Origin of the sequence: Actinacidiphila guanduensis (assembly GCF_900103985.1) — a bacterium.
Taxonomy (GTDB): domain Bacteria; phylum Actinomycetota; class Actinomycetes; order Streptomycetales; family Streptomycetaceae; genus Actinacidiphila; species Actinacidiphila guanduensis.
Genome location: NZ_FNIE01000007.1, coordinates 410,553 through 433,861, shown reverse-complemented (window position 1 = coordinate 433,861; position 23,309 = coordinate 410,553). Strand labels below are relative to the sequence as shown.

Below are 23,309 nucleotides of genomic sequence, written 5' to 3'. Positions count from 1 at the left end.
GGGCGGCGGGGGCCGGCTCTCAGACGCGATTCTCCTGACCGAGCGCGACCACTGTCGGCTCGTGCCGGACGGGGAAGTTCACCGAGGCGGCGATGAAGCACAGCCGGTGGGCCTGCTCGTGGAGTGCGATCGCCTTCTCGGCCATCGCCGGTTCGGCCACGGTCACCGCGGGCCGCAGCACCGCCTCGATGAAGTGCCCGCCGCCGTCGCGGGTGACCTCCAGGACCCCGCTCGCCCGGTCGGTGTAGGCGGTGACGACCACCCCGCCGACCGCGCACGCGTGCAGGTAGCTCAGCAGGTGGCATTGGGAGAGCGCGGCGAGCAGCAGTTGCTCGGGGTTCCAGCGGTCGGCGTCGCCGTGGAAGTGCGGGTCGGAGGAGCCCTCGATGGTCGGCAGCCCGGGCACGGACACCTCGTGCGTGCGCTTGTAGGACTTGTACGAGTCCGTACCGGTGCCGAGGTTTCCGGTCCAGGTCAGCTCGGTGGAGTACGTGTGCAGGGGGCCGGCCACCATGCCGTGTTCCTCTCCGAGGGGCCGGGCCTCGCGCCCTGCCGTGTCCTCCCAGCGTATGGGGTGGGCGGCCGGTACGGATTGCCGCCTGACCGGCGGCCTGCCCGGGCCTGCCCTGCGATTGGGCACGTGCGGGAGGGTTCGGCCCGCCGGAGGTCGCAGTGACGTGCGGGGGTCAGGCGCGGATCCGGGCGCCGAGGCGTACCAGCAGTTCGACACCGCGCCGTAGTTCGTCGCGTTCCCGGGCGGTCAGCGTCCTGTCGATCGCATCCGCCAGCACGTCGGCGCGCGCCTGTCGTTCCCGCTCCAGAGCCGTCCGGCCGGCCGGGGTGATATGGACCAGGAGCTTGCGGCCGTCGGTGGGATGGGGCCGGGTGGCGACAAAGCCGGTCAGGGCCAGCTCCTTGACCGTTCTGGCCGCCGATTGGTGCCGCACTCCGCGGGTTTGAGCGAGTTCGGCGATGGTCCGCGGGCCGTCGCGGTCGAGAAGGCCCAGGACGGCGGCTTCCGCGTCGGGCATCGTTCCCAGGTTCTGCTTCGTGCTTCGTACCAGCTGACCTACGGCTGCGCGCAGGTCCTCGGCCAGCCGGCGGCTCTCTTCCATTGAGAGAGTCTACGTTATACAGCAGTGCTGTACAGTTAGGCTGTAGATAGTTCCTTCGGCGAACCGGCGAGGTCTTCATGCAGCTCACCAAATACGGACACGCCTGCGTCCGACTGGACCAGGACGACCGCCGTCTCGTCATCGACCCCGGTGGCCTCACCGACCCGGCGGCCCTGAACGGGGCCTCCGCCGTCCTGGTCACGCACGAGCACTTCGACCACTTCTCCGAGTCCGCGCTGCGCGCCGCCGCAGCAGCCGACCCAGCCCTGGAGATCTGGACGAACACCGCGGTGGCCGCCCGGCTCGAGGGCCTCGGCAACCGGGTGCACCGCGTCGGGGAAGGTGATGCCTTCACTGCCGCGGGCTTCGAGATCCAGGTGTACGGCGCCTGGCACGCGGTGATCCACCCCGACATCCCGCGCATCGCCAACATCGGCTTCCTGGTCGACGGCCGCGTGTTCCACCCCGGCGACGCACTGACCGTTCCGGACCGGCCGGGCCTGCCGGGCCTGGAGGCCCTGCTGCTCCCGGTGCATGCCCCCTGGTCCACCATCGGCCACCTGGTCGACTACGTCCGGGAGATCGCCCCCCATCACGCCTACGCCATCCACGACGGCGCCCTGAACGACACCGGCACAGCCATGGTCGGCGGACTGCTCGGCGAGCACGGCCCGGGCATCGGCGCCCCCTACACCCGCTTGACCACCGGTGCCACCGTCGCTGTGGGCTGAACGCCCGGTGGTCTGTCGATGCCCACCCGCACCCGCGCAGGGCTCCTTCGGTGCCGGCCGTTTCGCTCGAAGGGCAAGCCCGTCACGGGCACGCCCAACCCGGGGCGGGCCGCAGGCGGCAGCGGCGGGGAGCCCTACAGCGGGAATCCGCGCCGCGGGAAGCGCTACGCGAGGAGCTGGGAGACGATGCGGTCCAGGACCGCCAGGTCCTCCGCGGGCAACTCCCGCAGGGCCGGCGGCGGGGTGCCCAGGATCTCGTTCGCCCGGGCGGCCACTTCGTGGCCGGCGGGGGTGGCCGAGACGATCTTGCAGCGGCGGTCCGCGGGATGCTGGTGCCGCTCCACCAGCCCCCGGCTCTCCAGATCGTCCACGACAAGCGTGAGGTAGGGCCGGTCGCAGGCCAGCTCCGCGGCGAGTTCGGACATCTTCGAGGGGTGCGCGGCGATCCTCCGCAGCGCCTTGACCCGGAAGAAGCTCATCCCGAGTGCCTCGGCCGTCTCCTTGCGCCGCTCGTTCTGCTCCAGGACGAGCGCGCGCAGGTTGTTCCAGACCCGCTCGGCCGGCCCGTCCATCGCGGCCACCGGGGCCGCCTGCGTACCCGAGGTCGTACTCATGACGCTCTCACCGCCACCTTGTCCTGCTCCGGCTCGGGCGCCATCAGCGCCGAGGCCGTCCGTTCCGCCGTTGCGCGGGCCCACCGTCCCGTGGTGAGCACTCCGAGGCCGAGGACGCCGACCCCGCATCCGGTAATGATCCACCAAGCGCCCTGGTGCAGTCCCGCGGCGAGGGCCGCGCCGAGCACCGCGACACCCAGCGACTGGCCCACCTGCCGGCTGGTGGAGGCCACCGCGGCGGCCACGCCGGCCTGCTCGCGCGGCATCCCCGAGACGGCGGTGTTGGTGATCGGCGCGTTGACAAGGCCGAAACCGATGCCGAAGAGGACGTACGAGGTGAACAGCAGCGTGTTGGAGGACTGCGCGTCGAAGGCCGCGAAGAGCACCCCGCTCGCGGTCAGCCCCACCCCGGCGAGCACCAGCGGCAGCCGCGGCCCGCGCGTGCCCACCAGCCGTCCCGAGATCGGCGCGAAGATCAGGCACATCGCCGCCATCGGCAGCATGTAGAGGCCGGCGTCCAGCGCCGACAGGCCCCGTTCGTTCTGCAGGTAGAGCGTGTTGAGGAAGAGGAAGCCGCCGAGCGAGGCGAGCCCGGCCACCGCGATGAGCGTGGCGCCGCTGAACGGGACGCTGCGGAAGAAACGCACGTCGATCAGCGGGTCGACGCGGCGCCGCTCGTAGGTCGCCAGCGCCACCACCGCGGCCACCGCCACCGTGAAGCAGCCCACGATCAGCGGCGAGCCCCAGCCCGCGCCCGAGCCCTCGATGATCCCGTACGTCAGCGCGCCCAGCAGCACGATCACCAGGACCTGGCCGAGCGGGTCCACCCGGCGGGCCCGCGGTGCCCGCGACTCGGGCACGAAGCGGGCGGTGAGCACGAGCGCGGCCAGGCCCACCGGTACGTTGATCCAGAAGATCGACCGCCAGCCCACCGACTGCACCAGCGCCCCGCCGACGATCGGCCCGGCCGCCATGCTGATGCCGACCACCCCGCCCCACGCGCCGATCGCGCGGGCCCGCTCGCGCGGGTCGGAGAAGGTGTTGGTGATGATCGACATCGCCACCGGGTTGAGCATCGAGCCGCCCACGGCCTGCACCATCCGGAAGGCGATCAGCCAGCCGAGGCCGGGCGCGAGGCTGCACAGCAACGAGCCCGCGGTGAAGATCACCAGCCCGGTCTGGAAGACCCGGCGCCGCCCGATCCGGTCGGCGGTGGAGCCGGCGAGGAGCAGCAGCGAGGCGAGCACCACCAGGTAGGCGTCGATCGTCCACTGCAGACCCGCCAGGCCGGAGTGGAAGTCCTTCTGCATCGACGGCAGCGCCACGTTGAGGATCGTGTTGTCGAGGCTGACGATCAGCAGGCTCGAACAGCAGATGGCCAGGACGAGCATGCGTCGGCGGTAGGACAACTCTGGCATAGGGCGGGGCTCCTGGGATGTCTCTTCTGTCCGTGTAATCGTTAATACTGTACAACCAAATGTCCCGGCGTCTTCCGGCGGTGGGCGACAATGGGCCCCATGACCGCTGACGCCACCCTGGCCCCGCCCGCGCCCGGAGCGCTCCGGATCGGCCCGCACACCGTGTGGCCGCCGGTGGTGCTCGCCCCCATGGCGGGCATCACCAACGCGCCCTTCCGCACGCTGTGCCGCGAGTTCTCCGGCGGCAAGGGACTCTTCGTCAGCGAGATGATCACCACGCGGGCGCTGGTGGAGCGCAACGAGAAGACGATGCAGCTCATCCACTTCGACGCGAGCGAGACCCCGCGCTCGATCCAGCTGTACGGCGTCGACCCCGCGACCGTCGGCAAGGCGGTGCGGATGATCGTGGACGAGGACCTGGCCGACCACATCGACCTCAACTTCGGCTGCCCGGTGCCGAAGGTGACCCGCAAGGGCGGCGGCTCCGCGCTGCCCTACAAGCGGCCGCTGCTGCGGGCGCTGCTCCGCGAGGCGGTGGCCGCGGCCGGCGACCTGCCGGTCACCATCAAGATGCGCAAGGGCATCGACGACGACCACCTCACCTACCTGGACGCCGGCCGGATCGCCGTGGAGGAGGGCGTCAGCGCCGTCGCCCTGCACGGCCGCACCGCCGCCCAGCACTACGGCGGCACCGCCGACTGGGAGGCCATCGCGCGGCTGAAGGAGCACGTCCCGGAGATCCCGGTGCTCGGCAACGGCGACATCTGGTCCGCGGCCGACGCCGAGCGGATGATGCGCGAGACGGGGTGCGACGGGGTCGTGGTCGGCCGCGGCTGCCTCGGGCGGCCCTGGCTCTTCCGCGACCTGGCCGCGCTCGGCTCGGGCGAGGCGCCCTACGCGCCCGCCTTCGGCGAGGTGGCCGCGGTGATGCGCCGCCACGCCGAGCTGCTCGGGCGCTGGCTCGGCGACGAGGCGCGCGGCGTGATCGACTTCCGCAAGCACGTCTCCTGGTACACCAAGGGCTTCGCCGTGGGCTCCGAACTGCGGCGCGCGCTCGCCACCGCGTCCTCGCTCGCCGAACTCGACGAGCAGCTGGCGCTGATCGACCCCGCGCAGCCGTGGCCGGCCCACGCCGACGGGCCGCGGGGGCGGACGGCCGCGGGCGGGCGGGTCGTCCTGCCGGACGGCTGGCTGGAGGACCCGTACGAGTGCGCCGCGCTGTCCGCGGATGCGGAGTCGGAGACGTCGGGCGGCTGAGCGGGGCCGGGCCCGTACGGGCCCGGCGGCGGGGCACGGCATGCCCGGCGGCGGTCGGGGCGGCCGGGGCGGTCGAGGCGGTCGAGGCGGTCGAGGCGGTCGGACATCGGCCGACCGGCACAGGGGGAAGCGACGTGCCCGCCGCATGACGGGCGCGTACCGGATGCGTAGGCGCCCTACGTCCAATGGATGAGACAGCGCGTGAGCCGTGCGGGTGATTCACGTCACGACTGATCACGTGTTTGCTCAAATGAGCGCACATACGAGCGCTGCACTACTCGAATGGACGGCACTGCGTGCCACCGCCTTGTCTCCACCTGACAGCGGAATCCATCACGCTCCGTAGACACCCAAACGGCCCTCCCTCGCGGAGCGGGGTCGTGGCTTCGACTCGTGAACGCGGGGTGAACACTCGGGGTCGAGCTATTCTGCTTGGACGCGGCTTGGATCTGACGGCAGTCGGGCGGTTACACCCGTGTGTCGTGCTGATGGACGCGCTACGGGACCTTCGAGATGGGTACGCTCCCCGCCGTCAGGGCAACCAGGACGCGAGGAGTCGAACCACCCGTGTCGACACGCGAGAAACACCCCAAGTACGTCTACGACTTCACCGAGGGCAACAAGGATCTGAAGGACCTGCTCGGCGGGAAGGGTGCGAACCTCGCCGAGATGACCAACCTCGGCCTGCCCGTCCCTCCGGGCTTCACCATCACGACCGAGGCGTGCCGCGTCTACCTGGACTCGGGGGCCGAACCGCCGGCGCTGCGCGACGAGGTGAGTGCGCACCTCGCCGAGCTGGAGCAGCGGATGGGCCGCAAGCTGGGCCAGAGCGACGACCCGCTGCTGGTCTCGGTCCGCTCCGGCGCGAAGTTCTCGATGCCGGGGATGATGGACACCGTCCTCAACATCGGCCTGTCCGACGACTCGGTGGCCGGCCTCGCCGCCCAGGCCGGCGGCGACGACCGGTTCGCCTGGGACTCCTACCGGCGGCTGGTCCAGATGTTCGGCAAGACCGTGCTCGGCGTGGACGGCGACCTGTTCGAGGAGGCGCTGGAGGCCGCCAAGCGGGCCAAGGGCGCCGACAGCGACCTCGGTCTGGACGCCGCCGACCTGCGCGGCCTGGTCGAGGAGTTCAAGGCGATCGTCGCCAAGGAGGCCGGGCGGGAGTTCCCGCAGGAGCCGCGCGAGCAGATGGACCTGGCGGTGCGGGCCGTCTTCGACTCCTGGAACACCGACCGTGCCCGGCTCTACCGGCGCCAGGAGCGCATCCCCGGCGACCTCGGCACCGCGGTGAACATCGTCGCCATGGTCTTCGGCAACCTCGGCCCGGACTCCGGCACCGGCGTCGCCTTCACCCGCGACCCGGCCACCGGCGCCCAGGGCGTCTACGGCGACTACCTGCAGAACGCACAGGGCGAGGACGTCGTGGCGGGCATCCGCAACACCGTGCCGCTGGCCGACCTGGAGCGGATCGACAAGACCTCCTACGACCGCCTGCTGGCGATCATGGAGACGCTGGAGACGCACTACAAGGACCTGTGCGACATCGAGTTCACCATCGAGCGCGGCCAGTTGTGGATGCTGCAGACACGGGTGGGCAAGCGCACGGCGGCCGCGGCCTTCCAGATCGCGACGCAGCTGGTGGACCAGGGCCTGATCGACGAGGCCGAGGCGCTGCGGCGGGTGACCGGCGCGCAGCTGGCCCAGCTGATGTTCCCGCGGTTCGACGACGCGGCCACCGCCCGCGGCTCGGTGCGGCGGATCGGCTGGGGCATCGCGGCCTCACCGGGCGCGGCCGTCGGCAAGGCGGTCTTCGACTCGTACACGGCCGTGAAGTGGTCGCGCTCGGGCGAGAAGGTCATCCTCATCCGGCGCGAGACCAACCCCGACGACCTCAGCGGCATGATCGCCGCCGAGGGCATCCTCACCTCGCGCGGCGGCAAGACCTCGCACGCGGCCGTGGTCGCCCGCGGCATGGGCAAGACGTGCGTGTGCGGGGCCGAGGAGCTGGAGGTCGACACCAAGCGGCGGTGCCTGACCGCACCGGGGGGCCTGGTGCTGGAGGAGGGCGACCTGATCTCCATCGACGGGTCCACCGGCAAGGTGTACCTCGGGGAGGTGCCGGTCGTGCCCTCGCCGGTGGTGGAGTACTTCGAGGGGCGGATGCACGCCGGCGCCGAGGAGGCCGGCGAGCTGGTACGGGCGGTGCACCGGATCATGGCGTACGCCGACCGGGTGCGCCGGCTGCGGGTGCGGGCCAACGCGGACAACGCCGAGGACGCGGCCCGGGCCCGGCGGTTCGGCGCCCAGGGCATCGGGCTGTGCCGCACCGAGCACATGTTCCTCGGCGAGCGGCGCGAACTGGTCGAGCGGCTGATCCTGGCCGACACCGACGGCGAGCGGGAGGACGCGCTCAAAGCGCTGCTGCCGCTGCAGCGCGCGGACTTCGTGGAGCTGTTCGAGGCGATGGACGGGCTGCCGGTGACGGTACGGCTGCTGGACCCGCCGCTGCACGAGTTCCTGCCCGACATCACCGAGCTGTCGGTGCGGGTGGCACTGGCCGAGGCCCGCAAGGACGCCAACGAGAACGACCTGCGGCTGCTGCAGGCCGTGCACAAGCTGCACGAGCAGAACCCGATGCTGGGGCTGCGCGGGGTGCGGCTCGGGCTGGTCGTCCCGGGGCTGTTCGCGATGCAGGTGCGGGCGATCGCGGAGGCGGCGGCGCAGCGGATCGCGGCAGGCGGCGACCCGCGGCCGGAGATCATGGTGCCGCTGGTGGGCACCGTGCAGGAGCTGGAGATCGTCCGGGACGAGGCCGACGCGATCGTGGCGGAGGTGCGTGAGGCGACCGGCGCGGACCTGGACCTGTCGATCGGCACGATGATCGAGCTGCCGCGGGCGGCGCTGACGGCGGGTCAGATCGCGGAGGCGGCGGAGTTCTTCTCCTTCGGCACCAACGACCTGACGCAGACCGTGTGGGGCTTCTCGCGCGACGACGTGGAGGCGTCCTTCTTCACCGCGTACCTGGAGAAGGGGATCTTCGGGGTCTCCCCGTTCGAGACGATCGACGCCGACGGGGTGGGCGCGCTGGTGCGCTCCGCGGCGGAGGCCGGCCGGGCCACGCGGCCCGACCTCAAGCTGGGCGTGTGCGGGGAGCACGGGGGCGACCCCGAGTCGGTCCACTTCTTCCACCGGGCGGGCCTGGACTACGTCTCCTGCTCGCCCTTCCGCATCCCGGTCGCCCGCCTCGAAGCCGCGCGGGCGGCCGCCCGATGACCCCCTGACCGGGCCGGCCCCGGACCCGCCGGCGGAGGCCCACGCCCTGGGGCCCAACCCTCACCGCCCGTCGGTTCCCCCCGGCCCCACCCCCGGGGGCGGCGCCCCGTGCAAGCGCCGCCCCCGGGACCCTTCCCACACCCGCGCGCGCCCGTCCTTCAGCGGCCGGACGAGGCCGGGCGGGCGCGTGCCCGGTGAAGGGCTACGCGCAGTCGGAGCAGGTGCCCACGATCTCCATGGTGTGCGCGACGTCCACGAAGCCGTTCTCCGCCGCCACCGCCTCGGCCCACTTCTCCACGGCCGGGCCCTCGACCTCCACCGCCTTGCCGCACGAGCGGCAGACCAGGTGGTGGTGGTGGCCGCCGCCGGAGCAGCGGCGGTAGACCGACTCGCCGTCCCCGGTGCGCAGGACGTCGATCTCGCCGGCGTCGGCGAGGGACTGCAGCGTGCGGTAGACGGTGGTCAGGCCGACCGAGTCCCCGCGGTGCTTGAGGATGTCGTGCAGGTCCTGAGCGCTGCGGAACTCGTCGACCTCGTCGAGAGCCGCGGCCACCGCGGCCCGCTGCCGGGTGGAGCGGCCTCGCACGGTCTGCTGATGTGTGCTCACCGGTTCCTCCTTCTCGGTCCAAGCTCCGGGGCCCCGCGAGGCCCGGTCGCCCATTGTGCCAGCCCGCCGGCGCCCGGCGGGGCTCCTCACCCGGGCACGCCCACTTCAAGGGTGCCCGATCCGCCCCCGTCCGGTACGTCGCCCGCGGTGCCGCCCGCCGCCCCGCCGGCAGCACCCGCACCGGCCTCCCCCGCCTCCGCCTCGGCCCGCTGCACCGCCCGCGCCCGCCGGGCCGCAAGGGGCGCCGCCACCACCGCCGTGCCCAGGAAGACCGCCATCGCGGCCAGCACGATGCTGGAGCCGGGCGGCACGTCCACGTAGTACGAGAACACCGTGCCCGACACCGCCGCCGACACCCCGATGGCGACCGCCACAGCCAGCGTCCAGGCGAAGCCGCGGGTGAGCTGCTGGGCGGCGGCCACCGGGATCACCATCAGCGCGCTGACCAGCAGCAGCCCGACCGCCCGCATGGCCACCGTCACCGTGACGGCGGCGGTCACCGCGAGCAGCAGGTTCAGCGCGCGCACCGGCAGCCGCATCACCCGGGCGAACTCCTCGTCCAGGCACACCGCGTACAGCGGCCGGCGCAGGCCCAGGACGACCAGCAGCACGAAGACCGCGAGCGCGGCCATCGGCGGGATGTCGCCGGGCGCCACCGTGCTGATGGAGCCGAAGAGGTAGGAGTCCAGGTTGGCGTTGGAGCCGCCGGGCGCCAGCGAGATGATCAGCACACCGCCGGCCATGCCGCCGTACAGCAGCATCGCCAGGGCGATGTCCCCGCGGGCCTTGGCCTGGGAGCGGATCAGCTCCATCAGGACGGCGCCCGCCGCGGAGACCAGGACGGCCATCCACACCGGGCTGACCCGCAGCAGGAAGCCCAGCGCGATGCCGGTCAGGGCCACGTGCCCGATGCCGTCGCCCATGACGGCCTGCCGCCGCTGCACCAGGAAGATGCCGACGGAGGGCGCGGTGACACCGACGAGGAAGGCCGCCAGCAGCGCGCGCTGCATGAAGGCGTAGTCGAGGAGGGTCACGAGGCCCGTCCTTCCTGCCGCGGCAGCTCCGGCTGCCCGGGGGCTGTGCCCGGCTCCGGTACGGGGCCGCGGACGACGGCCGGCCGCGGCCCGGCGTGCGGGTGGACGTGCTCGTGGCCGGGCAGGGCGTGCTGCCCCACGACCCGCGGCGGCGCCCCGTCGTGGACGACCCGCCCGGCGGCGAGCACCACCGCGCGGTCGATCAGCGGTTCCATGGGGCCGAGTTCGTGGAGCACCAGCAGCACCGAGGCGCCGGCGGCGACCTGGGCGCGCAGGATGCCGGCGAGGGCGTCCTGCCCGGCCAGGTCCACCCCGGCCATCGGCTCGTCCATGATCAGCAGGTCCGGCTCGGCGGCCAGGGCGCGGGCGATGAGCACCCGCTGGTGCTGGCCGCCGGAGAGGGCGCCCACCGAGTCGCGGGCCCGCCCGGCCATTCCGACCAGTTCCAGCGCCCGGTGCACGGCCTCGCGGTCGGCCCGGCGCAGCGGCCGCAGCCGGGTGCGCGACAGGCGGCCGGAGGAGGCCACCTCCCAGACCGTGGAGGGCACCGCCCCGGCCGCGGTGGTGCGCTGGGGCACGTAGCCGACCCGGTGCCACTGCCGGAAGCGGGCGCCGGGCGTGCCGAACAGCTCCCACTCCCCCGCGCTCAGCGGCACCTGCCCGACCACGGCCCGCACGGCGGTGGACTTGCCCGAGCCGTTCGCCCCGAGCAGCGCGACCACCTCGCCCCGCCCGACCGCCAGGTCCACCCCGCGCAGCACGGGCCGCCCCCCGAGCGCGGCCGTGGCCCCCCGCAGCCGTACGACGTCTCCCCCGGCGGCAGCGGTGGCCCCGCGGCCAGGCGCGGGCGCGACCCCGGTCCCGCCGCCCCGCGCCGACCCGGGTACGCCCTGCACGCCGACAACGCCGACAACGCCGACAACGCCGACAACGCCTACCGCGCCTACCGCCTCCGGCGCCCCCGCCCCCGCCCCCGCAGACGCGCCGCCCCGCGCCGACCCGGCTGCGCCCTGCACGCCGGCGACGCCGACCGCACCCGCCACCTCCCGCGCCCCCGCCCCCGCAGACGTGCCGGCCGGGTCGGCCTCGGACGTGCCGCTGCCCGGCCGCGGGGCACCGGCCGCGGCCGCCGCCCGCCCCAGCCCCGCCGTACCGGCGACAGCCGTACCCGTCGTGCTCACGTGCGTACCCCCAGTGCCTTCTGCAGCGCCCGCAGGTTCGCGTGCTGCACCTCGAAGTAGTCGGTTCCGCGGGAGGCCGCGGTGATGCCCTCGATCGGGTCGAGCACGTCGGTGCGCAGGTGCAGGTCGCCGGCGAAGGTCCTGGCGGTGCGGTCGCTGACCAGCGTCTCGAAGAAGACGGTGGTGACGTGCTCGCGCCGGGCGAGGTCCTGCAGGGCCCGCATCCGGGCGGCGCTCGGCTCGCTCTCGGCGTCGATGCCGTTGATCGCCTCCTCCACCAAGCCGTAGCGTTCGGCGAGGTAGCCGAAGGCGGCGTGGGTGGTGAGGAAGGTGTCGGTGGTGCGGCCGCGCAGACCCGCGGCGAACTCGGCGTCCAGTGCGTGCAGCCGTGCGGTCAGCCGGGCGGTGCCGGCGGCGTAGTAGGCGGCGTGCGCGGGATCGGCGGCCTCCAGCGCCCTGCCGACGCCGGCCGCCACGGCCGCGTAGCGCACCGGGTCGAGCCAGATGTGCGGGTCGGCGCCCGCGGTCTCGGGGCGGCCGCCGCTGCCGTTGTCGCCGGTGGTGCGGTCGCGGCCGTCCACCTCGGTGCCGTGGTCCTCCAGAGGGACCAGTGCGGCCGCGTCCACCGTTCGGCGCACGCCGGACTGGGCCACGGCGTCGTCCACCGCGGGCTGCATGCCGCGCAGGTAGACGATGACGTCGGAGTGGGTGAGCGCGGCGATCCGGCGCGGGGCGAGTTCGAGGTCGTGCGGCTCGGTGCCGGGCCTCGTCAGGTCCGAGACGTCGACATAGCGGCCGCCGATCCGGGTCGCCAGGTACTCCAGCGGGTAGAAGGCAGCTGTGACGTGCAGCTTCCCGTCGTCCTTGAAGTCGTCGACGGTGGCGGCGCAGCCGCTGAGCGCGGGCCAGGCCGCCAGCACCAGCACCGCCGCCGCGGCGAGGGACCGCAGGGGCGCGCGGCGGGAGCTGTGCATGAGAGTCATGTTCAACTAAACTGGAAACGATTGTCAATTCTCGGGGTCCGCCCACTGCTCGCGGAACCGATTTGTGATGTGCCCCGCAGCCGCCGGTAATCTGGGACAACTGACCCCCTCGTCGCACTGAAGAGAGCACCGTGGCCGCCGACAAGATCGACACCATCGTCAGCCTGAGCAAGCGCCGTGGCTTCGTTTTCCCGAGCAGTGAGATCTACGGCGGATCGCGCGCCGCCTGGGACTACGGGCCGCTGGGCGTGGAGCTCAAGGAGAACATCAAGCGCCAGTGGTGGCGCGCGATGGTCACCTCGCGCGACGACGTGGTGGGGCTCGACTCCTCGGTGATCCTCGCCCCCGAGGTGTGGGTCGCCTCCGGCCACGTGGCCACCTTCTCCGACCCGCTCACCGAGTGCACCTCCTGCCACAAGCGCTTCCGCGCCGACCACCTGGAGGAGGCGTACGAGGCCAAGCACGGCAACCCGCCGCCGAACGGCCTGGCGGACATCAACTGCCCGCACTGCGGCACCAAGGGCGCCTTCACCGAGCCCAAGCAGTTCTCCGGCATGCTGCAGACCCACCTCGGCCCGACCCAGGACGCCGGCTCGGTGGCGTACCTGCGCCCCGAGACCGCGCAGGGCATCTTCGTGAACTTCGCCCAGGTGCAGACCACGGCCCGCAAGAAGCCCCCGTTCGGCATCGCCCAGATGGGCAAGTCGTTCCGCAACGAGATCACGCCCGGCAACTTCATCTTCCGCACCCGCGAGTTCGAGCAGATGGAGATGGAGTTCTTCGTCAAGCCCGGCGAGGACGAGAAGTGGCACGAGTACTGGATGCAGGAGCGCTGGAACTGGTACCGCAACCTCGGTATCCGCGAGGAGAACATCCGGTGGTACGAGCACCCGAAGGAGAAGCTCTCCCACTACTCCAAGCGCACCGCCGACATCGAGTACCGCTTCAACTTCGGCGGCCAGGAGTTCAGTGAGCTGGAGGGCGTCGCCAACCGCACGGACTTCGACCTGTCCGCCCACGCCAAGGCGTCCGGCCAGGACCTGTCGTACTTCGACCAGGAGGCCGGCGAGCGCTGGTACCCCTACGTGATCGAGCCCGCCGCCGGTGTCAACCGGGCGATGCTCGCCTTCATGCTCGACGCCTACTCCGAGGACGAGGCGCCCAACGCCAAGGGCGTGCTGGAGAAGCGCACCGTGATGCGGCTGGACCCGCGGCTGGCCCCGGTGAAGGTCGCCGTGCTGCCGCTGTCCCGCAACCCGCAGCTGTCGCCGAAGGCCAAGGGCCTGGCCACCGCGCTGCGCGGCCACTGGAACATCGAGTTCGACGACGCGGGCGCGATCGGCCGCCGCTACCGCCGGCAGGACGAGATCGGCACCCCGTTCTGCGTGACCGTCGACTTCGACACCCTCGAGGACAACGCGGTCACCGTCCGCGAGCGCGACACCATGAAGCAGGAGCGGATCTCGCTGGACCAGGTCGAGGGCTACCTGGCCTCGCGCCTGATCGGCTGCTGACCGCCCCGGCCCGCCGCCGTCACACGTGAAGGGCGCGCCTCCCACTGCGGGAGGCGCGCCCTTCACGTTCAGGGGTCCGCCGGGTGAGAGCGGCAGCCGGCGCCCTCAGCCCTGGGCGCCGCCGAAGCGGCGGTCGCGGGAGGCGTACTCCAGGCAGGCCCGCCACAGGTCGCGGCGGTCGAAGTCCGGCCAGAGCACGTCCTGGAACACCATCTCGGCATAACTGGACTGCCAGATCAGGTAGTTGGAGGTGCGCTGCTCGCCGCTGGGCCGCAGGAAGAGGTCCACGTCGGGCATGTCGGGGTAGTACAGGTACTTCATGAAGGTCTTCTCGGTGACCTTCGAGGGGTCCAGCCGCCCCGCGGCCACCTCGCGGGCGATGGCCTGGGCGGCGTCGGCGATCTCGGCGCGGCCGCCGTAGTTGAGGCAGAAGTACAGGGTCATCGCGTCGTTGCCGACGGTCTGCTCCTGGGCGACCTGGAGCTCCTGGACCACGGACTTCCACATCTTGGGCATCCGGCCCACCCAGCGGATGCGGATGCCGAGTTCGTCCATCTCGTCACGGCGGCGGCGGATCACGTCCCGGTTGAAGTTCATCAGGAAGCGCACCTCCTCCGGCGAGCGCTTCCAGTTCTCGGTGGAGAAGGCGTAGAGCGAGAGGTTCTTCACCCCTATCTCCAGGCAGCCCTTGAGCACGTCGAGCACGACGCCCTCGCCGACCTTGTGGCCCTCGGTGCGGGGCAGGCCGCGGTCCTTGGCCCAGCGCCCGTTGCCGTCCATCACGATGGCGACGTGCTTGGGCACCAGCTCGCCGGGGATCTTCGGCGGGCGGGCGCCCGAGGGGTGCGGCTCGGGGGTGCGGTAAGTGGTCCGGTGACGGGTGAGGATCCCGCGTCGTGCCATGGTCGTACGTCTCCCGCCAGGTCTTCCGGGTGGTGCCGGGGTTTCGGGTCTGTCGCCGCCGCGTGCGAGGCGTCCGCGGCCGGTTGCGGTCGGTGTGCTCGGTGTCGTCGGTGTCTCGGTGTCGTCGGTGGTCGGGTGCTACTTGTCCACGAAGCGCAGCGACCGCAGGCCGCGTTCGAGGTGCCACTGGAGGTAGGCCGCGACCAGCCCGCTGCCCTCGCGGCAGTGGCGCGGGGCGCAGGCGTCCGCGGTCTCCCAGTCGCCGCCCAGCAGGGCGCCGAGCAGTTCCAGTGACTCCCTGGAGGGTACGACGCTTCCGGGGACGCGGCAGTCGCCGCAGACGACTCCTCCCGCGCCGACCGAAAAGAACCGGTTCGGCCCGGGCAGCCCGCACTTGGCGCAGTCGTCGAAGCTGGGGGCGTAGCCGTTGACGGCCAGGGAGCGCAGCAGGAAGGCGTCGAGCACCAGCCGCGGCTCGTGCTCGCCGGCCGCGAGGGTGCGCAGGGCGCCGACGAGCAGCAGGTACTGCTGGACGGCCGGCTCCCCCTCGTGGTCGGTGAACCGCTCGGCGGTCTCCAGCATCGCGGTGCCGGCGGTGTAGCGCTCGTAGTCGGTGACGATGGTGCCGCCGTAGGGCGCGATGGTCTCGCCTTGCGTGCACAGCGGCAGGCCGCGGCCGACGAGTTCGCCGCCGCGGGCGAAGAACTGCACGTCGACATGGCTGAAGGGCTCCAGCCGCGCGCCGAACTTCGACTTGGTCCGCCGCACCCCGCGGGCCACCGCGCGCACCCGCCCGTTCCGCCGGGTCAGCAGCGTGATGATGCGGTCCGCCTCGCCCAGCTTCTGGGTGCGCAGCACGATGCCGTCGTCGCGGAACAGGCTCATGCGGTCCATTCTCGCCCACCGCGCACCGGCCCCGTACCGGTGCCGCACATCCGGCGGTGGGCGCCTGCCGGGTCAGGCCGCGGTGGCGGCGGCCCTCAGCAGGCGGTCGATGTGGTCGGTGTGCAGGGACAGGCAGCGGCCGACGGCTTCCAGCACGTCGCGTTCGGCGGGCAGGTAGGGGCCGTCGGCCAGGGCGATGCGGGCGCCTTCGAGGAGCACGCGCTCGCGGCCCTGGGGGGCAAGGTGGTCGGCGAGGGGTTCCAGCGCCTCGTGCAACTCGATGGACAGCCAGCTGCCGCAGCCGTCGACGGCCTCGGCGAAGGAGTCGGGGCCGAGTTCGTCGGAGCGGCGGAAGCGGCCCTCGTCGGCGACGATCGCGGCGAGCAGGCCGAGCAACTGGTCCTCGGTGCAGTCGCTGAAGCCGGCCGCGCGCACCGCGCCGACCGCGGCCTCGCGGGTGCTGCGGGCGCCGGCGCCGCCGGCGGTGAGCACGGCGAGCGCGATGGTGTGCACGGCGTCGCGCAGCATCGCCGAGAAGCGGGTGGTGGTCGGGCAGAGCAGCACCTCGGGCCCGTACCGCCGGTGGCAGGCGGTGCACTCGACGACGGTGCCGGCGGTGCCGCGGGCGAGCAGCGGCACGTTGAGCACGGTCAGCCGGCGGGTGCCGGTCCTGCGGTGGTAGGCCCGGTCGCCGCCGCAGTCGGGGCAGTAGAACTCGCCGTCGTCCTCGGTGTGCCAGGACGTGCGCACTCCCCAGATCAGCCCCAGCTTCATCGCACCCTCCGGCCGTCGTCGTCCCGGTACGCACCCGCAGCGGCCCGTTGCCGCGCGACGGGCGCCACGTCCGGCCCCGGGGGGCCGGCGGGGACGCCGATGACACGGCCACGGTGCCGTACAGCGTGATGTTAGCCACAGCCGGGAGGCCCAGTCAGTACCGCGTACGGGGGCAATTCGCCTTCTCTTCACCGCTCGGGGGTACCGCGCGGGTGACAGCGGCGGCCGCGGCGGAGCGGCGGGCGGCCCGGGATCGGGGCCGGGGGCAAGGGAGTTGGGCCCTTCGCGGCACCGGGCCGGCGCAGGGCGGGGCGCGGTCGCGCGGGCGGGCGGGGTCGCCGCCGGCCCGCGCGGCCACGGGGGTCGTCAGCGCGCGGCGCGGTTGACCGCGGAGACGACGGCCTGCAGGGAGGCGCGGGTGGTGTTGGGGTCGATGCCGATGCCCCACATCACGCGCCCGTCGATGGCGCACTCGATGTACGAGGCGGCCTGCGCGGAGGCGCCCTCGCTCAGGGTGTGCTCGGAGTAGTCCAGCAGCCGGGCGTCCACGCCGATGCCGGCCAGGGCGTCGAAGAAGGCGGAGATGGGGCCGTTGCCGGTGCCGGTCAGGGTGGTGGCGACGCCGTCCACCTCGGCCTCGACGGTCAGCGCGTCGGTGCCGTCGGAGGAGGTGGAGGTCTGGGCCGAGCGCAGCACGATGCGGCCCCAGGCGTTGTCGGGCGTGGGCAGGTACTCGTCGCGGAAGACCGACCAGATCTGCGCGGGGGTGACCTCGCCGCCCTCGGTGTCGGTCTTGGCCTGGATGATCCGGGAGAACTCGATCTGCATCCGGCGCGGCAGGTCCAGCTTGTGCTCGTTCTTCAGCACGTAGGCGATGCCGCCCTTGCCGGACTGCGAGTTGACCCGGATCACGGCCTCGTAGGAGCGGCCGACGTCCTTGGGGTCGATCGGCAGGTAGGGCACCGCCCAGGGGATCTCGTCCACGGTCTTCCCGGCGGCCGCGGCGTCGGCGGCCATCGCCTCGAAGCCCTTCTTGATGGCGTCCTGGTGGGAGCCGGAGAAGGAGGTGTAGACCAGGTCGCCCGCGTACGGGTGGCGCGGGTGGACCTCCATCTGATTGCAGTACTCGGCAGTACGGCGGATCTCGTCGATCTCCGAGAAGTCGATCTGCGGGTCGATGCCCTGGCTGAACAGGTTCATCCCCAAGGTGACCAGGTCGACGTTGCCGGTGCGCTCGCCCTGGCCGAACAGGCAGCCCTCGATCCGGTCGGCGCCTGCCATCAGGGCCAGTTCGGCGGCGGCCACCGCGGTGCCGCGGTCGTTGTGCGGGTGCACGGACAGGCAGACGTACTCGCGGCGGGACAGGTGGCGCGACATCCACTCGAACCGGTCGGCGTGCGTGGAGGGCGTCGAACGCTCCACGGTGGCGGGCAGGTTGAGGATGATCTCGCGGCCCTCCTCGGGCTGCCAGACGTCCATCACGCCTTCGCAGACCTCCAGCGCGAAGTCCAGCTCGGTGTCGGTGAAGATCTCCGGGCTGTACTGGTAGCCGAAGATCGTCTCGTCGGTCAGCAGCTTGTCGGCGTACTCCATCACCAGCCGGGTGCCGTCGACCGCGATCTGCCGTACCTGCTCGCGGGTGCCGCGGAAGACCACCCGGCGGAAGACCGGGGCGGTGGCGTTGTAGAGGTGGACGGTGGCCCGGTGGGCGCCGCGCAGCGACTCCACGGTCCGCTCGATCAGCTCCTCGCGGGCCTGGGTCAGCACCGAGATGGTGACGTCCTCGGGGATCGCGTCCTGCTCGATGATGGAGCGCACGAAGTCGAAGTCGGTCTGGCCCGAGGAGGGGAAACCGACCTCGATCTCCTTGTAGCCCATGCGCACCAGCAGGTCGAACATCTCCCGCTTGCGGGCCGGCGACATCGGGTCGATCAGCGCCTGGTTGCCGTCGCGCAGGTCGGTGGACAGCCAGCGCGGCGCCTTGGTGATCCGGGCGTCCGGCCAGGTGCGGTCCGGGATGTCCACCTGCTCGTAGCGGCCGTACTTGTGGATCGGCATCGCGGTGGGGCGCTGGGCGACGGTCGCGGCGGTGACGGGCGTGGCGCGGCCCACACGGTTCGGGGTGGTCATGCGAGTGGTTTCTCCTCGGCTCCGCTGGTGGCGGCCGACAGCTGGGCAACGCCGAACTCCGCGGGGAGGGGGTCGGCCTACGACTACAGGCCCTCGCCGCGGCGGCTAAGGAGGAGCAGCCCGAAACGCATGGCCTCGACCATAGCCCACCGCGCGGCCGATCCCGCACCCGGAGCCGGCTTCCTCTCAGCATGCAAGACGACGGCCGCCGCCGGTGCGGGCGTCCACCGGCATCCGGCGGATTCGCTCCATCTCGTGGACCGGCCCGAAATCTGCTGACACAGCGTGCGCAAGCTGTCACAGTGCGTGCATGGGAGTTTTCTGCAGCATCGTGCCACCGCACGTCCTGGACCGACTCGCCCGCTCCTCCGACCCCTCGGTGTCCGCCGCGGCCCGGCGCACCCTGGAACACGACGCGCGCCAGCGCACCCGGCGCCGGCTGGCCACCGCCATCGGCCCGTCCGGGGCGACCGCGGTCTCGGCCCGGCCCGCCGACCAGCCGGACCGCACCGTGTACGACGCCCGCCACCAGGACACGCTGCCGGGCCGCCGGCTGCGCGCCGAGGGCACCCCACCCATCGCCGACACCAGCGCCAACCGGGCCTACGACGGCCTGGGCGCCACCTTCGAGACCTACCTGCGGGCCTACGGGCGGCACTCGGTGGACGGCCGCGGCCTGCCGCTGACCGCGAGCGTGCACTACCAGGAGGACTACAACAACGCCTTCTGGAACGGCGAGCAGATGGTCTTCGGCGACGGCGACGGCCGGGTCTTCCTGGACTTCACCATCCCGGTGGACGTGATCGGGCACGAACTGACGCACGGCGTCACGCAGTACACCGCCAACCTCGACTACCAGGGCCAGTCCGGCGCGCTCAACGAGTCGGTCTCCGACGTCTTCGGCAGCCTGGTCAAGCAGTACAGCCTGGGCCAGACCGCCGCCCAGGCCGACTGGCTGATCGGCGCGGGCCTGCTCGCCCCCGGCATCCACGGCAAGGCGCTGCGCTCGATGGCCGCCCCCGGCACCGCCTACGACGACCCGCACCTGGGCAAGGACCCGCAGCCGGCCACCATGGACGGCTACGTCTCGGGCAGCGCCGACGAGGGCGGGGTGCACATCAACTCCGGCATCCCCAACCACGCCTTCTACCTGGTCGCGACCGCGCTCGGCGGCCACGCGTGGGAGCAGGCCGGCCAGATCTGGTACGACGTGCTGACCGGCGGGTCGCTGCGCGCCGACGCCGACTTCGCCCACTTCGCCGCGGCCACCGAGGCCGCCGCCCGGGCGCGCTACGGTGAGGGCGCCCAGCTCCAGGCGGTCCGCGCGGCCTGGTCCACCGTGGGGGTCGCCCCCGCGGCGGCGCCGGCCTCGGGCCTGCCGCGGCAGAACCCGGGCGAGCAGACACAGGAGGCGTAGCGGCGCATGCGTATCGAGGTGGTCCGCAGCGGCGGCTTCACGGCCGTTCCCCGACAGGCGGCCGTGGAGACGGCGGACCACCCCGAGGGCGCCCGGCTCGCGGCCCTCGCCGAGGCCGCGCTCGCTTCCCCCGCGGCGCCCGACGCACCCGCGGCCCCCGACGGCTTCCGCTACACGGTGACCGCCGGGGGCCGTACCCTGCACTGCGCGGAGCCCCATCTCACCCCGCAGCAGCGGGAGTTGATCCACCGCGTACTGGGCGAGGGTGCCTAGTCCCCGACGGGGCCGCGGACTCCGGGCGGGGTTTCGGCGGCAGTTCCGGCAGGGCCGAGCAGGCTCCACGGGTCCGGGCAGCGCCTGCGCGAGGCTCCAGCGACCGTTCCGGCGGGGCTGCGGCAGGGGACCGACAGGGTCGGGCACGGCCCGCGCGAGGTCCCAGCGGCCGTTCCAGCAGGATCCCGGCGGGATCCCAGCAGGGGTCCGGCAGCAGTTCCGGCCGGGGCTGGCCGGGGCCGGCCGGGGTTCCAGCGCCTGGGCAGGGGCCGCGCGAGGTTCCAGCGGCGTTCCAGCGGGGCCGGGCCCCGCGACAGGGCACCGGGCAGATTGCAGCGGGGCTCCGGGCAAGGGTCCGGCTCGCCTGCCGGCTCGGCTTCGGCAGCGGGTACCGACAAGGGCCGCGGCGCGGGTCCGGCAGGGGCCTCGCCGGGGGCGGCTCAGCGGGCCGCCGGGTCCGGCTCCGGCGCGGGGGCCGGCCGGTCCTGCGGGGCGGGCTCGGCGGCCGGGCGCACGGTGAGGGCGACAAGGACGGCGCCCACCAGTCCGGCGACGGCCGCGGCGAGGAAGATCCGGTCCAGGCCCGCCGCGTAGGCCGCGCGGACGCTGCCGCCGTGGCCGGTGACCGACCGCATCCGCGCCGTGAACAGGTCGCCGAACAGCGCGATGCCGAGCGTCATGCCCAGCTGCCGCGAGGTGTTGACGGCGCCGCCGGCCATCCCGGCCCGCTGCGGCGGCACCGAGCCCACCGCGGCCGACACCAGCACCGGCGTGGCCAGGCCCACCCCGACGCCGATGACCGCCAGGCCCGCGAAGAGCGAGGCCGCGTGCGAGCCCGCCGACATCTGCTGCCACAGCAGCGCCGAGCCGGCCGCGATCAGCAGCACCCCGCCGGCGATCGGCGCCCGGGGGGCCACCTTGTGCATGTGCCGCCCGGCGGCCCCGGCGACCACGAAGGAGGCACCGGCCAGCGGCATCAGGTCCAGGCCGGCCCGGATCGGGCTGAGCCCGAGCACGTCCTGCAGCCACAGCGAGAGGTAGACCAGGCCGGAGAAGGCCGCGCCCTGGTAGAGCAGGGCGCCGCCGAGCAGGCCGGAGAAGGCGGGCCGGCGCAGCAGCGGCAGCTCGACCATCGGGTGCGGCGACCACGCCTCGGCGAGCACGAAGCCGACGGCGGCGGCCGCGGCCACGAAGAACGCGGTCAGCGTGAGCGGGCCGCTCCAGCCGTGCTCGCCGCCGCGGATCAGCGCGTACGTCAGCGCGGCCGCGGCCAGGGTGAACAGGGCGGCGCCGGGCAGGTCCAGCCGGCCCTGGCCGCGCCGCCCGGCGGGCAGCACCCGCAGGGTGAGCGCGACGGCGACGACCGCGACCGGCAGGTTGACCAGGAAGATCGCCTCCCAGCCGAAGCCCTGGGTGAGCAGGCCGCCGAGCACCGGGCCCGCCGCGGCGGCGGCGCCGTTGACCGCGCCCCACACGCCGAAGGCGGTACCGCGGTCGCGCCCGTGGTAGGTGCCGGCGACCAGGGCCGCGGAGGTGGCGAACATCGCGGCGCCGCCGACGCCCTGCACGGCACGGGCGGCGATCAGCGCGGAGGCGTTCGGGGAGAGGGCGGCCGACAGCGACGCCAGGGCGAAGACGACGAGCCCGGCCACGTAGAGCCGCCGGTGGCCGAAGAGGTCGGCCAGAGAGCCGGCCACCATCAGCAGGGCGGCGAGCGCGAGCGCGTAGATGTCCATCACCCATTGCAGGGAGCTGAAGGACGCGTGGAGGTCGGTCGCCATGCTCGGCAGGGCGACGTTCACGATCGTGACGTCGACCAGCAGGATGAAGGCGCCCAGGCTGATCGCCACGAGGGGCAGCCACTTGCGCACGTTGGGACTCCTTTTCCGAAGAGTGGGGGTGCCGTTGTCCGAGGGACAGGGGTGCCGTTGTCCGGCAGCGGGGTGCCGTCCCGGCGCCTGTCACCGGGAACGGCCCCGCTCCGCGGCCCGGCGGCGCGGCCCGCGGCCCCCACTCTCCGCAAGGGCGCGCCCCGATCTGTAGCCACAGCCGCCCCGGTCGGCGGAATCCGACATCCACTAGCCTGGAGAGGTGGGAAACGGCATGAGGAAGAGCGCCGCCGATGCCTGGAGCCCGCTCGCCACCCGGGACGACCTGGACCGCAGGGTGCTGCACGCCCTGCAGATCGACGGCCGGGCCTCCTTCGCCCGCATCGGCGAGGTGCTCGGCGTCTCGGACCAGACGGTGGCCCGCCGCTACGCGCGGCTCCGCCGCGAGGGCGTGGCCCGGGTGCTGGGCCTGACCGATCCGCTGCGGCTGGGCCTGACCCCCTGGCTGGTGCGGGTGCGCTGCACGCCGGACGCGGCGGCCTCGGTGGGCGAGGCGCTGGCCCGGCGCTCCGACACCCGCTGGGTGAGCCTGATCTCGGGCGGCACGGAGATCTCCTGCATGGTGGAGTCCCGCGCGGCCGACCAGAGCGAGGTGCTGCTGCTGCGCACCCTGCCGCGCACCCCGCGGGTGGTGGAGGTCGCCGCGCACGCCATCCTGCACGTCTTCTACGGGCGCGACCTCAGCCCCGTCAGCCGGCTCGGCCCGCTGAGCCCCGACGAGGCCGCCGCACTCGTCTCACCGGACGCCCCCGGCAGCCGCGCTGCCGAGCCCGGCGAGCCGGTGCCGCTGGAGAAGGGCGACCGCCGCATGCTCGACGCCCTCGCGGTGGACGGCCGCGCCTCCGCGGCCGAGCTGGCCGCGGCCACCGGCTGGTCGCAGACGACGGTACGGCGCCGCATGGCCCAGCTGCGCTCGGCCGGCGCGCTCTACTTCGACCTGGACCTCGACCTCGCCCAGCTGTCCCCCAGCCTGCGGGCGGGCCTGTGGCTGGAGGCCGAGCCGGCCCGGCTCGCCGAGGTGGGCGCGGCCCTCACGACACATGACGAGGTCGCCTACGCCGCGGCGGTGACCGGCACCGCCAACATCTACGCCTCGATCTCCTGCCAGGGCCCCGGCGCCTTCTACCGCTACCTGACCGGCCCGGTGGCCGCCCTGCCCGGGCTGCGCCGCACCGAGACGGCCCCGCTGCACCGCACCCTCAAGGGCGCCGGCCCACCCTTCACCCGGCTCGGCAGCCGGTCCTCGGCGCCCGCGGGCGCGGACTCCGCCGTGGGAAGCGGCACGTGAGCCGCCGGCGGGGCTTCCGG

General features: G+C 73.3%; 20 protein-coding genes. 7 read left to right on the top strand and 13 right to left on the bottom strand.

Annotation, left to right across the window (positions count from 1 at the left end; all coding sequences use genetic code 11):
• Positions 1 to 19: 19 nt before the first annotated feature.
• Entirely contained in the window at positions 20 to 514 is a 495-nt protein-coding gene (locus tag BLR33_RS18065; RefSeq protein WP_093785510.1) for an OsmC family protein, read from the bottom strand.
• A gap of 172 nt (positions 515 to 686) precedes the next feature.
• Positions 687 to 1,115 carry a MarR family winged helix-turn-helix transcriptional regulator gene (locus tag BLR33_RS18060; protein WP_093785509.1) on the bottom strand — a complete coding sequence of 143 codons (429 nt, stop codon included), beginning with the start codon at positions 1,113 to 1,115 and terminating at the stop codon, positions 687 to 689.
• A 77-nt stretch (positions 1,116 to 1,192) separates the two neighbouring features.
• Here BLR33_RS18060 and BLR33_RS18055 point away from each other — a divergent pair, with 77 nt between their 5' ends.
• Complete coding sequence (locus tag BLR33_RS18055; protein ID WP_093785508.1) at positions 1,193 to 1,846, top strand: MBL fold metallo-hydrolase; 654 nt, start codon at positions 1,193 to 1,195, stop codon at positions 1,844 to 1,846.
• A 164-nt stretch (positions 1,847 to 2,010) separates the two neighbouring features.
• Here the strand turns inward: BLR33_RS18055 and BLR33_RS18050 are convergent, their stop codons facing one another.
• Positions 2,011 to 2,460: a MarR family winged helix-turn-helix transcriptional regulator gene (locus BLR33_RS18050; RefSeq protein WP_093785507.1), complete on the bottom strand. Its 450-nt coding sequence runs from the start codon at positions 2,458 to 2,460 to the stop codon at positions 2,011 to 2,013.
• The gene (locus BLR33_RS18045) at positions 2,457 to 3,878 is read right to left on the bottom strand and encodes an MFS transporter (protein ID WP_093785506.1); all 1,422 of its coding nucleotides are present in this window, start codon (positions 3,876 to 3,878) and stop codon (positions 2,457 to 2,459) included. Before BLR33_RS18045 ends, BLR33_RS18050 begins: the two co-directional genes overlap by 4 nt.
• Positions 3,879 to 3,977: 99 nt before the next feature.
• On the opposite strand from BLR33_RS18045, the gene dusB reads away from it, so the two are divergent.
• The gene (gene dusB, locus BLR33_RS18040; protein WP_093785579.1) at positions 3,978 to 5,135 is read left to right on the top strand and encodes a tRNA dihydrouridine synthase DusB; all 1,158 of its coding nucleotides are present in this window, start codon (positions 3,978 to 3,980) and stop codon (positions 5,133 to 5,135) included.
• Between the two features lie 513 nt (positions 5,136 to 5,648).
• The gene (ppdK, locus tag BLR33_RS18035) at positions 5,649 to 8,411 is read left to right on the top strand and encodes a pyruvate, phosphate dikinase (protein WP_093785505.1); all 2,763 of its coding nucleotides are present in this window, start codon (positions 5,649 to 5,651) and stop codon (positions 8,409 to 8,411) included.
• Positions 8,412 to 8,613: 202 nt separating this feature from the next.
• Here the strand turns inward: ppdK and BLR33_RS18030 are convergent, their stop codons facing one another.
• The 4 genes from BLR33_RS18030 to BLR33_RS18015 all read right to left on the bottom strand — a co-directional run bounded on the left by BLR33_RS18030 (position 8,614) and on the right by BLR33_RS18015 (position 12,207).
• On the bottom strand, positions 8,614 to 8,997 hold the full coding sequence (locus BLR33_RS18030) for a Fur family transcriptional regulator (RefSeq protein ID WP_245771493.1): 384 nt from the start codon (positions 8,995 to 8,997) through the stop codon (positions 8,614 to 8,616).
• Positions 8,998 to 9,104: 107 nt separating this feature from the next.
• Positions 9,105 to 10,052, bottom strand: a complete 948-nt coding sequence (locus BLR33_RS18025; protein WP_176930299.1) for a metal ABC transporter permease — start codon at positions 10,050 to 10,052, stop codon at positions 9,105 to 9,107.
• Positions 10,049 to 10,849, bottom strand: a complete 801-nt coding sequence (locus tag BLR33_RS18020; RefSeq protein WP_245771492.1) for a metal ABC transporter ATP-binding protein — start codon at positions 10,847 to 10,849, stop codon at positions 10,049 to 10,051. The genes BLR33_RS18025 and BLR33_RS18020 overlap by 4 nt, the downstream gene beginning before the upstream one ends.
• 380 nt (positions 10,850 to 11,229) lie before the next feature.
• Positions 11,230 to 12,207, bottom strand: a complete 978-nt coding sequence (locus tag BLR33_RS18015; protein ID WP_093785502.1) for a metal ABC transporter substrate-binding protein — start codon at positions 12,205 to 12,207, stop codon at positions 11,230 to 11,232.
• 140 nt (positions 12,208 to 12,347) lie between these two features.
• Between BLR33_RS18015 and BLR33_RS18010 the strand changes: the two genes are divergently transcribed.
• Entirely contained in the window at positions 12,348 to 13,730 is a 1,383-nt protein-coding gene (locus tag BLR33_RS18010) for a glycine--tRNA ligase (RefSeq protein ID WP_093785501.1), read from the top strand.
• Between the two features lie 105 nt (positions 13,731 to 13,835).
• On the opposite strand, the gene BLR33_RS18005 is transcribed toward BLR33_RS18010, so the two are convergent.
• The 4 genes from BLR33_RS18005 to leuA form a co-directional block, all read right to left on the bottom strand.
• A complete protein-coding gene (locus tag BLR33_RS18005; RefSeq protein WP_093785500.1) occupies positions 13,836 to 14,633 on the bottom strand; it encodes an isoprenyl transferase in 798 nt (265 codons plus the stop codon).
• Positions 14,634 to 14,771: 138 nt separating this feature from the next.
• Positions 14,772 to 15,518, bottom strand: a complete 747-nt coding sequence (recO, locus tag BLR33_RS18000; RefSeq protein WP_093785577.1) for a DNA repair protein RecO — start codon at positions 15,516 to 15,518, stop codon at positions 14,772 to 14,774.
• A gap of 72 nt (positions 15,519 to 15,590) precedes the next feature.
• Positions 15,591 to 16,292, bottom strand: a complete 702-nt coding sequence (locus BLR33_RS17995; protein WP_093785499.1) for a TerB family tellurite resistance protein — start codon at positions 16,290 to 16,292, stop codon at positions 15,591 to 15,593.
• A 366-nt stretch (positions 16,293 to 16,658) separates the two neighbouring features.
• Positions 16,659 to 18,422: a 2-isopropylmalate synthase gene (gene leuA, locus BLR33_RS17990; protein ID WP_093785498.1), complete on the bottom strand. Its 1,764-nt coding sequence runs from the start codon at positions 18,420 to 18,422 to the stop codon at positions 16,659 to 16,661.
• A gap of 310 nt (positions 18,423 to 18,732) precedes the next feature.
• Here leuA and BLR33_RS17985 point away from each other — a divergent pair, with 310 nt between their 5' ends.
• Entirely contained in the window at positions 18,733 to 19,839 is a 1,107-nt protein-coding gene (locus BLR33_RS17985) for a M4 family metallopeptidase (RefSeq protein WP_093785497.1), read from the top strand.
• Positions 19,840 to 19,845: 6 nt separating this feature from the next.
• Positions 19,846 to 20,112 (top strand): protealysin inhibitor emfourin, encoded by a 267-nt coding sequence (locus BLR33_RS17980; protein ID WP_093785496.1) that lies wholly within the window; start codon positions 19,846 to 19,848, stop codon positions 20,110 to 20,112.
• Positions 20,113 to 20,552: 440 nt separating this feature from the next.
• On the opposite strand, the gene BLR33_RS17975 is transcribed toward BLR33_RS17980, so the two are convergent.
• On the bottom strand, positions 20,553 to 21,983 hold the full coding sequence (locus tag BLR33_RS17975; RefSeq protein ID WP_093785495.1) for an MFS transporter: 1,431 nt from the start codon (positions 21,981 to 21,983) through the stop codon (positions 20,553 to 20,555).
• Positions 21,984 to 22,215: 232 nt separating this feature from the next.
• Between BLR33_RS17975 and BLR33_RS17970 the strand changes: the two genes are divergently transcribed.
• Positions 22,216 to 23,289 carry an Lrp/AsnC family transcriptional regulator gene (locus BLR33_RS17970; protein ID WP_093785494.1) on the top strand — a complete coding sequence of 358 codons (1,074 nt, stop codon included), beginning with the start codon at positions 22,216 to 22,218 and terminating at the stop codon, positions 23,287 to 23,289.
• The last annotated feature ends 20 nt before the right edge of the window (positions 23,290 to 23,309 follow it).

Bases quoted from the DNA above. Each gene is read 5' to 3' on its own strand.
- BLR33_RS18065 (WP_093785510.1), bottom strand. From the start codon at position 514: ATGGTGGCCGGCCCCCTGCACACGTACTCCACCGAGCTGACCTGGACC.
- BLR33_RS18060 (WP_093785509.1), bottom strand. From the start codon at position 1,115: ATGGAAGAGAGCCGCCGGCTGGCCGAGGACCTGCGCGCAGCCGTAGGT.
- BLR33_RS18055 (WP_093785508.1), top strand. From the start codon at position 1,193: ATGCAGCTCACCAAATACGGACACGCCTGCGTCCGACTGGACCAGGAC.
- BLR33_RS18050 (WP_093785507.1), bottom strand. From the start codon at position 2,460: ATGAGTACGACCTCGGGTACGCAGGCGGCCCCGGTGGCCGCGATGGAC.
- BLR33_RS18045 (WP_093785506.1), bottom strand. From the start codon at position 3,878: ATGCCAGAGTTGTCCTACCGCCGACGCATGCTCGTCCTGGCCATCTGC.
- dusB (WP_093785579.1), top strand. From the start codon at position 3,978: ATGACCGCTGACGCCACCCTGGCCCCGCCCGCGCCCGGAGCGCTCCGG.
- ppdK (WP_093785505.1), top strand. From the start codon at position 5,649: ATGGGTACGCTCCCCGCCGTCAGGGCAACCAGGACGCGAGGAGTCGAA.
- BLR33_RS18015 (WP_093785502.1), bottom strand. From the start codon at position 12,207: ATGCACAGCTCCCGCCGCGCGCCCCTGCGGTCCCTCGCCGCGGCGGCG.
- BLR33_RS18005 (WP_093785500.1), bottom strand. From the start codon at position 14,633: ATGGCACGACGCGGGATCCTCACCCGTCACCGGACCACTTACCGCACC.
- recO (WP_093785577.1), bottom strand. From the start codon at position 15,518: ATGAGCCTGTTCCGCGACGACGGCATCGTGCTGCGCACCCAGAAGCTG.
- BLR33_RS17995 (WP_093785499.1), bottom strand. From the start codon at position 16,292: ATGAAGCTGGGGCTGATCTGGGGAGTGCGCACGTCCTGGCACACCGAG.
- leuA (WP_093785498.1), bottom strand. From the start codon at position 18,422: ATGACCACCCCGAACCGTGTGGGCCGCGCCACGCCCGTCACCGCCGCG.
- BLR33_RS17985 (WP_093785497.1), top strand. From the start codon at position 18,733: ATGGGAGTTTTCTGCAGCATCGTGCCACCGCACGTCCTGGACCGACTC.
- BLR33_RS17980 (WP_093785496.1), top strand. From the start codon at position 19,846: ATGCGTATCGAGGTGGTCCGCAGCGGCGGCTTCACGGCCGTTCCCCGA.
- BLR33_RS17970 (WP_093785494.1), top strand. From the start codon at position 22,216: ATGAGGAAGAGCGCCGCCGATGCCTGGAGCCCGCTCGCCACCCGGGAC.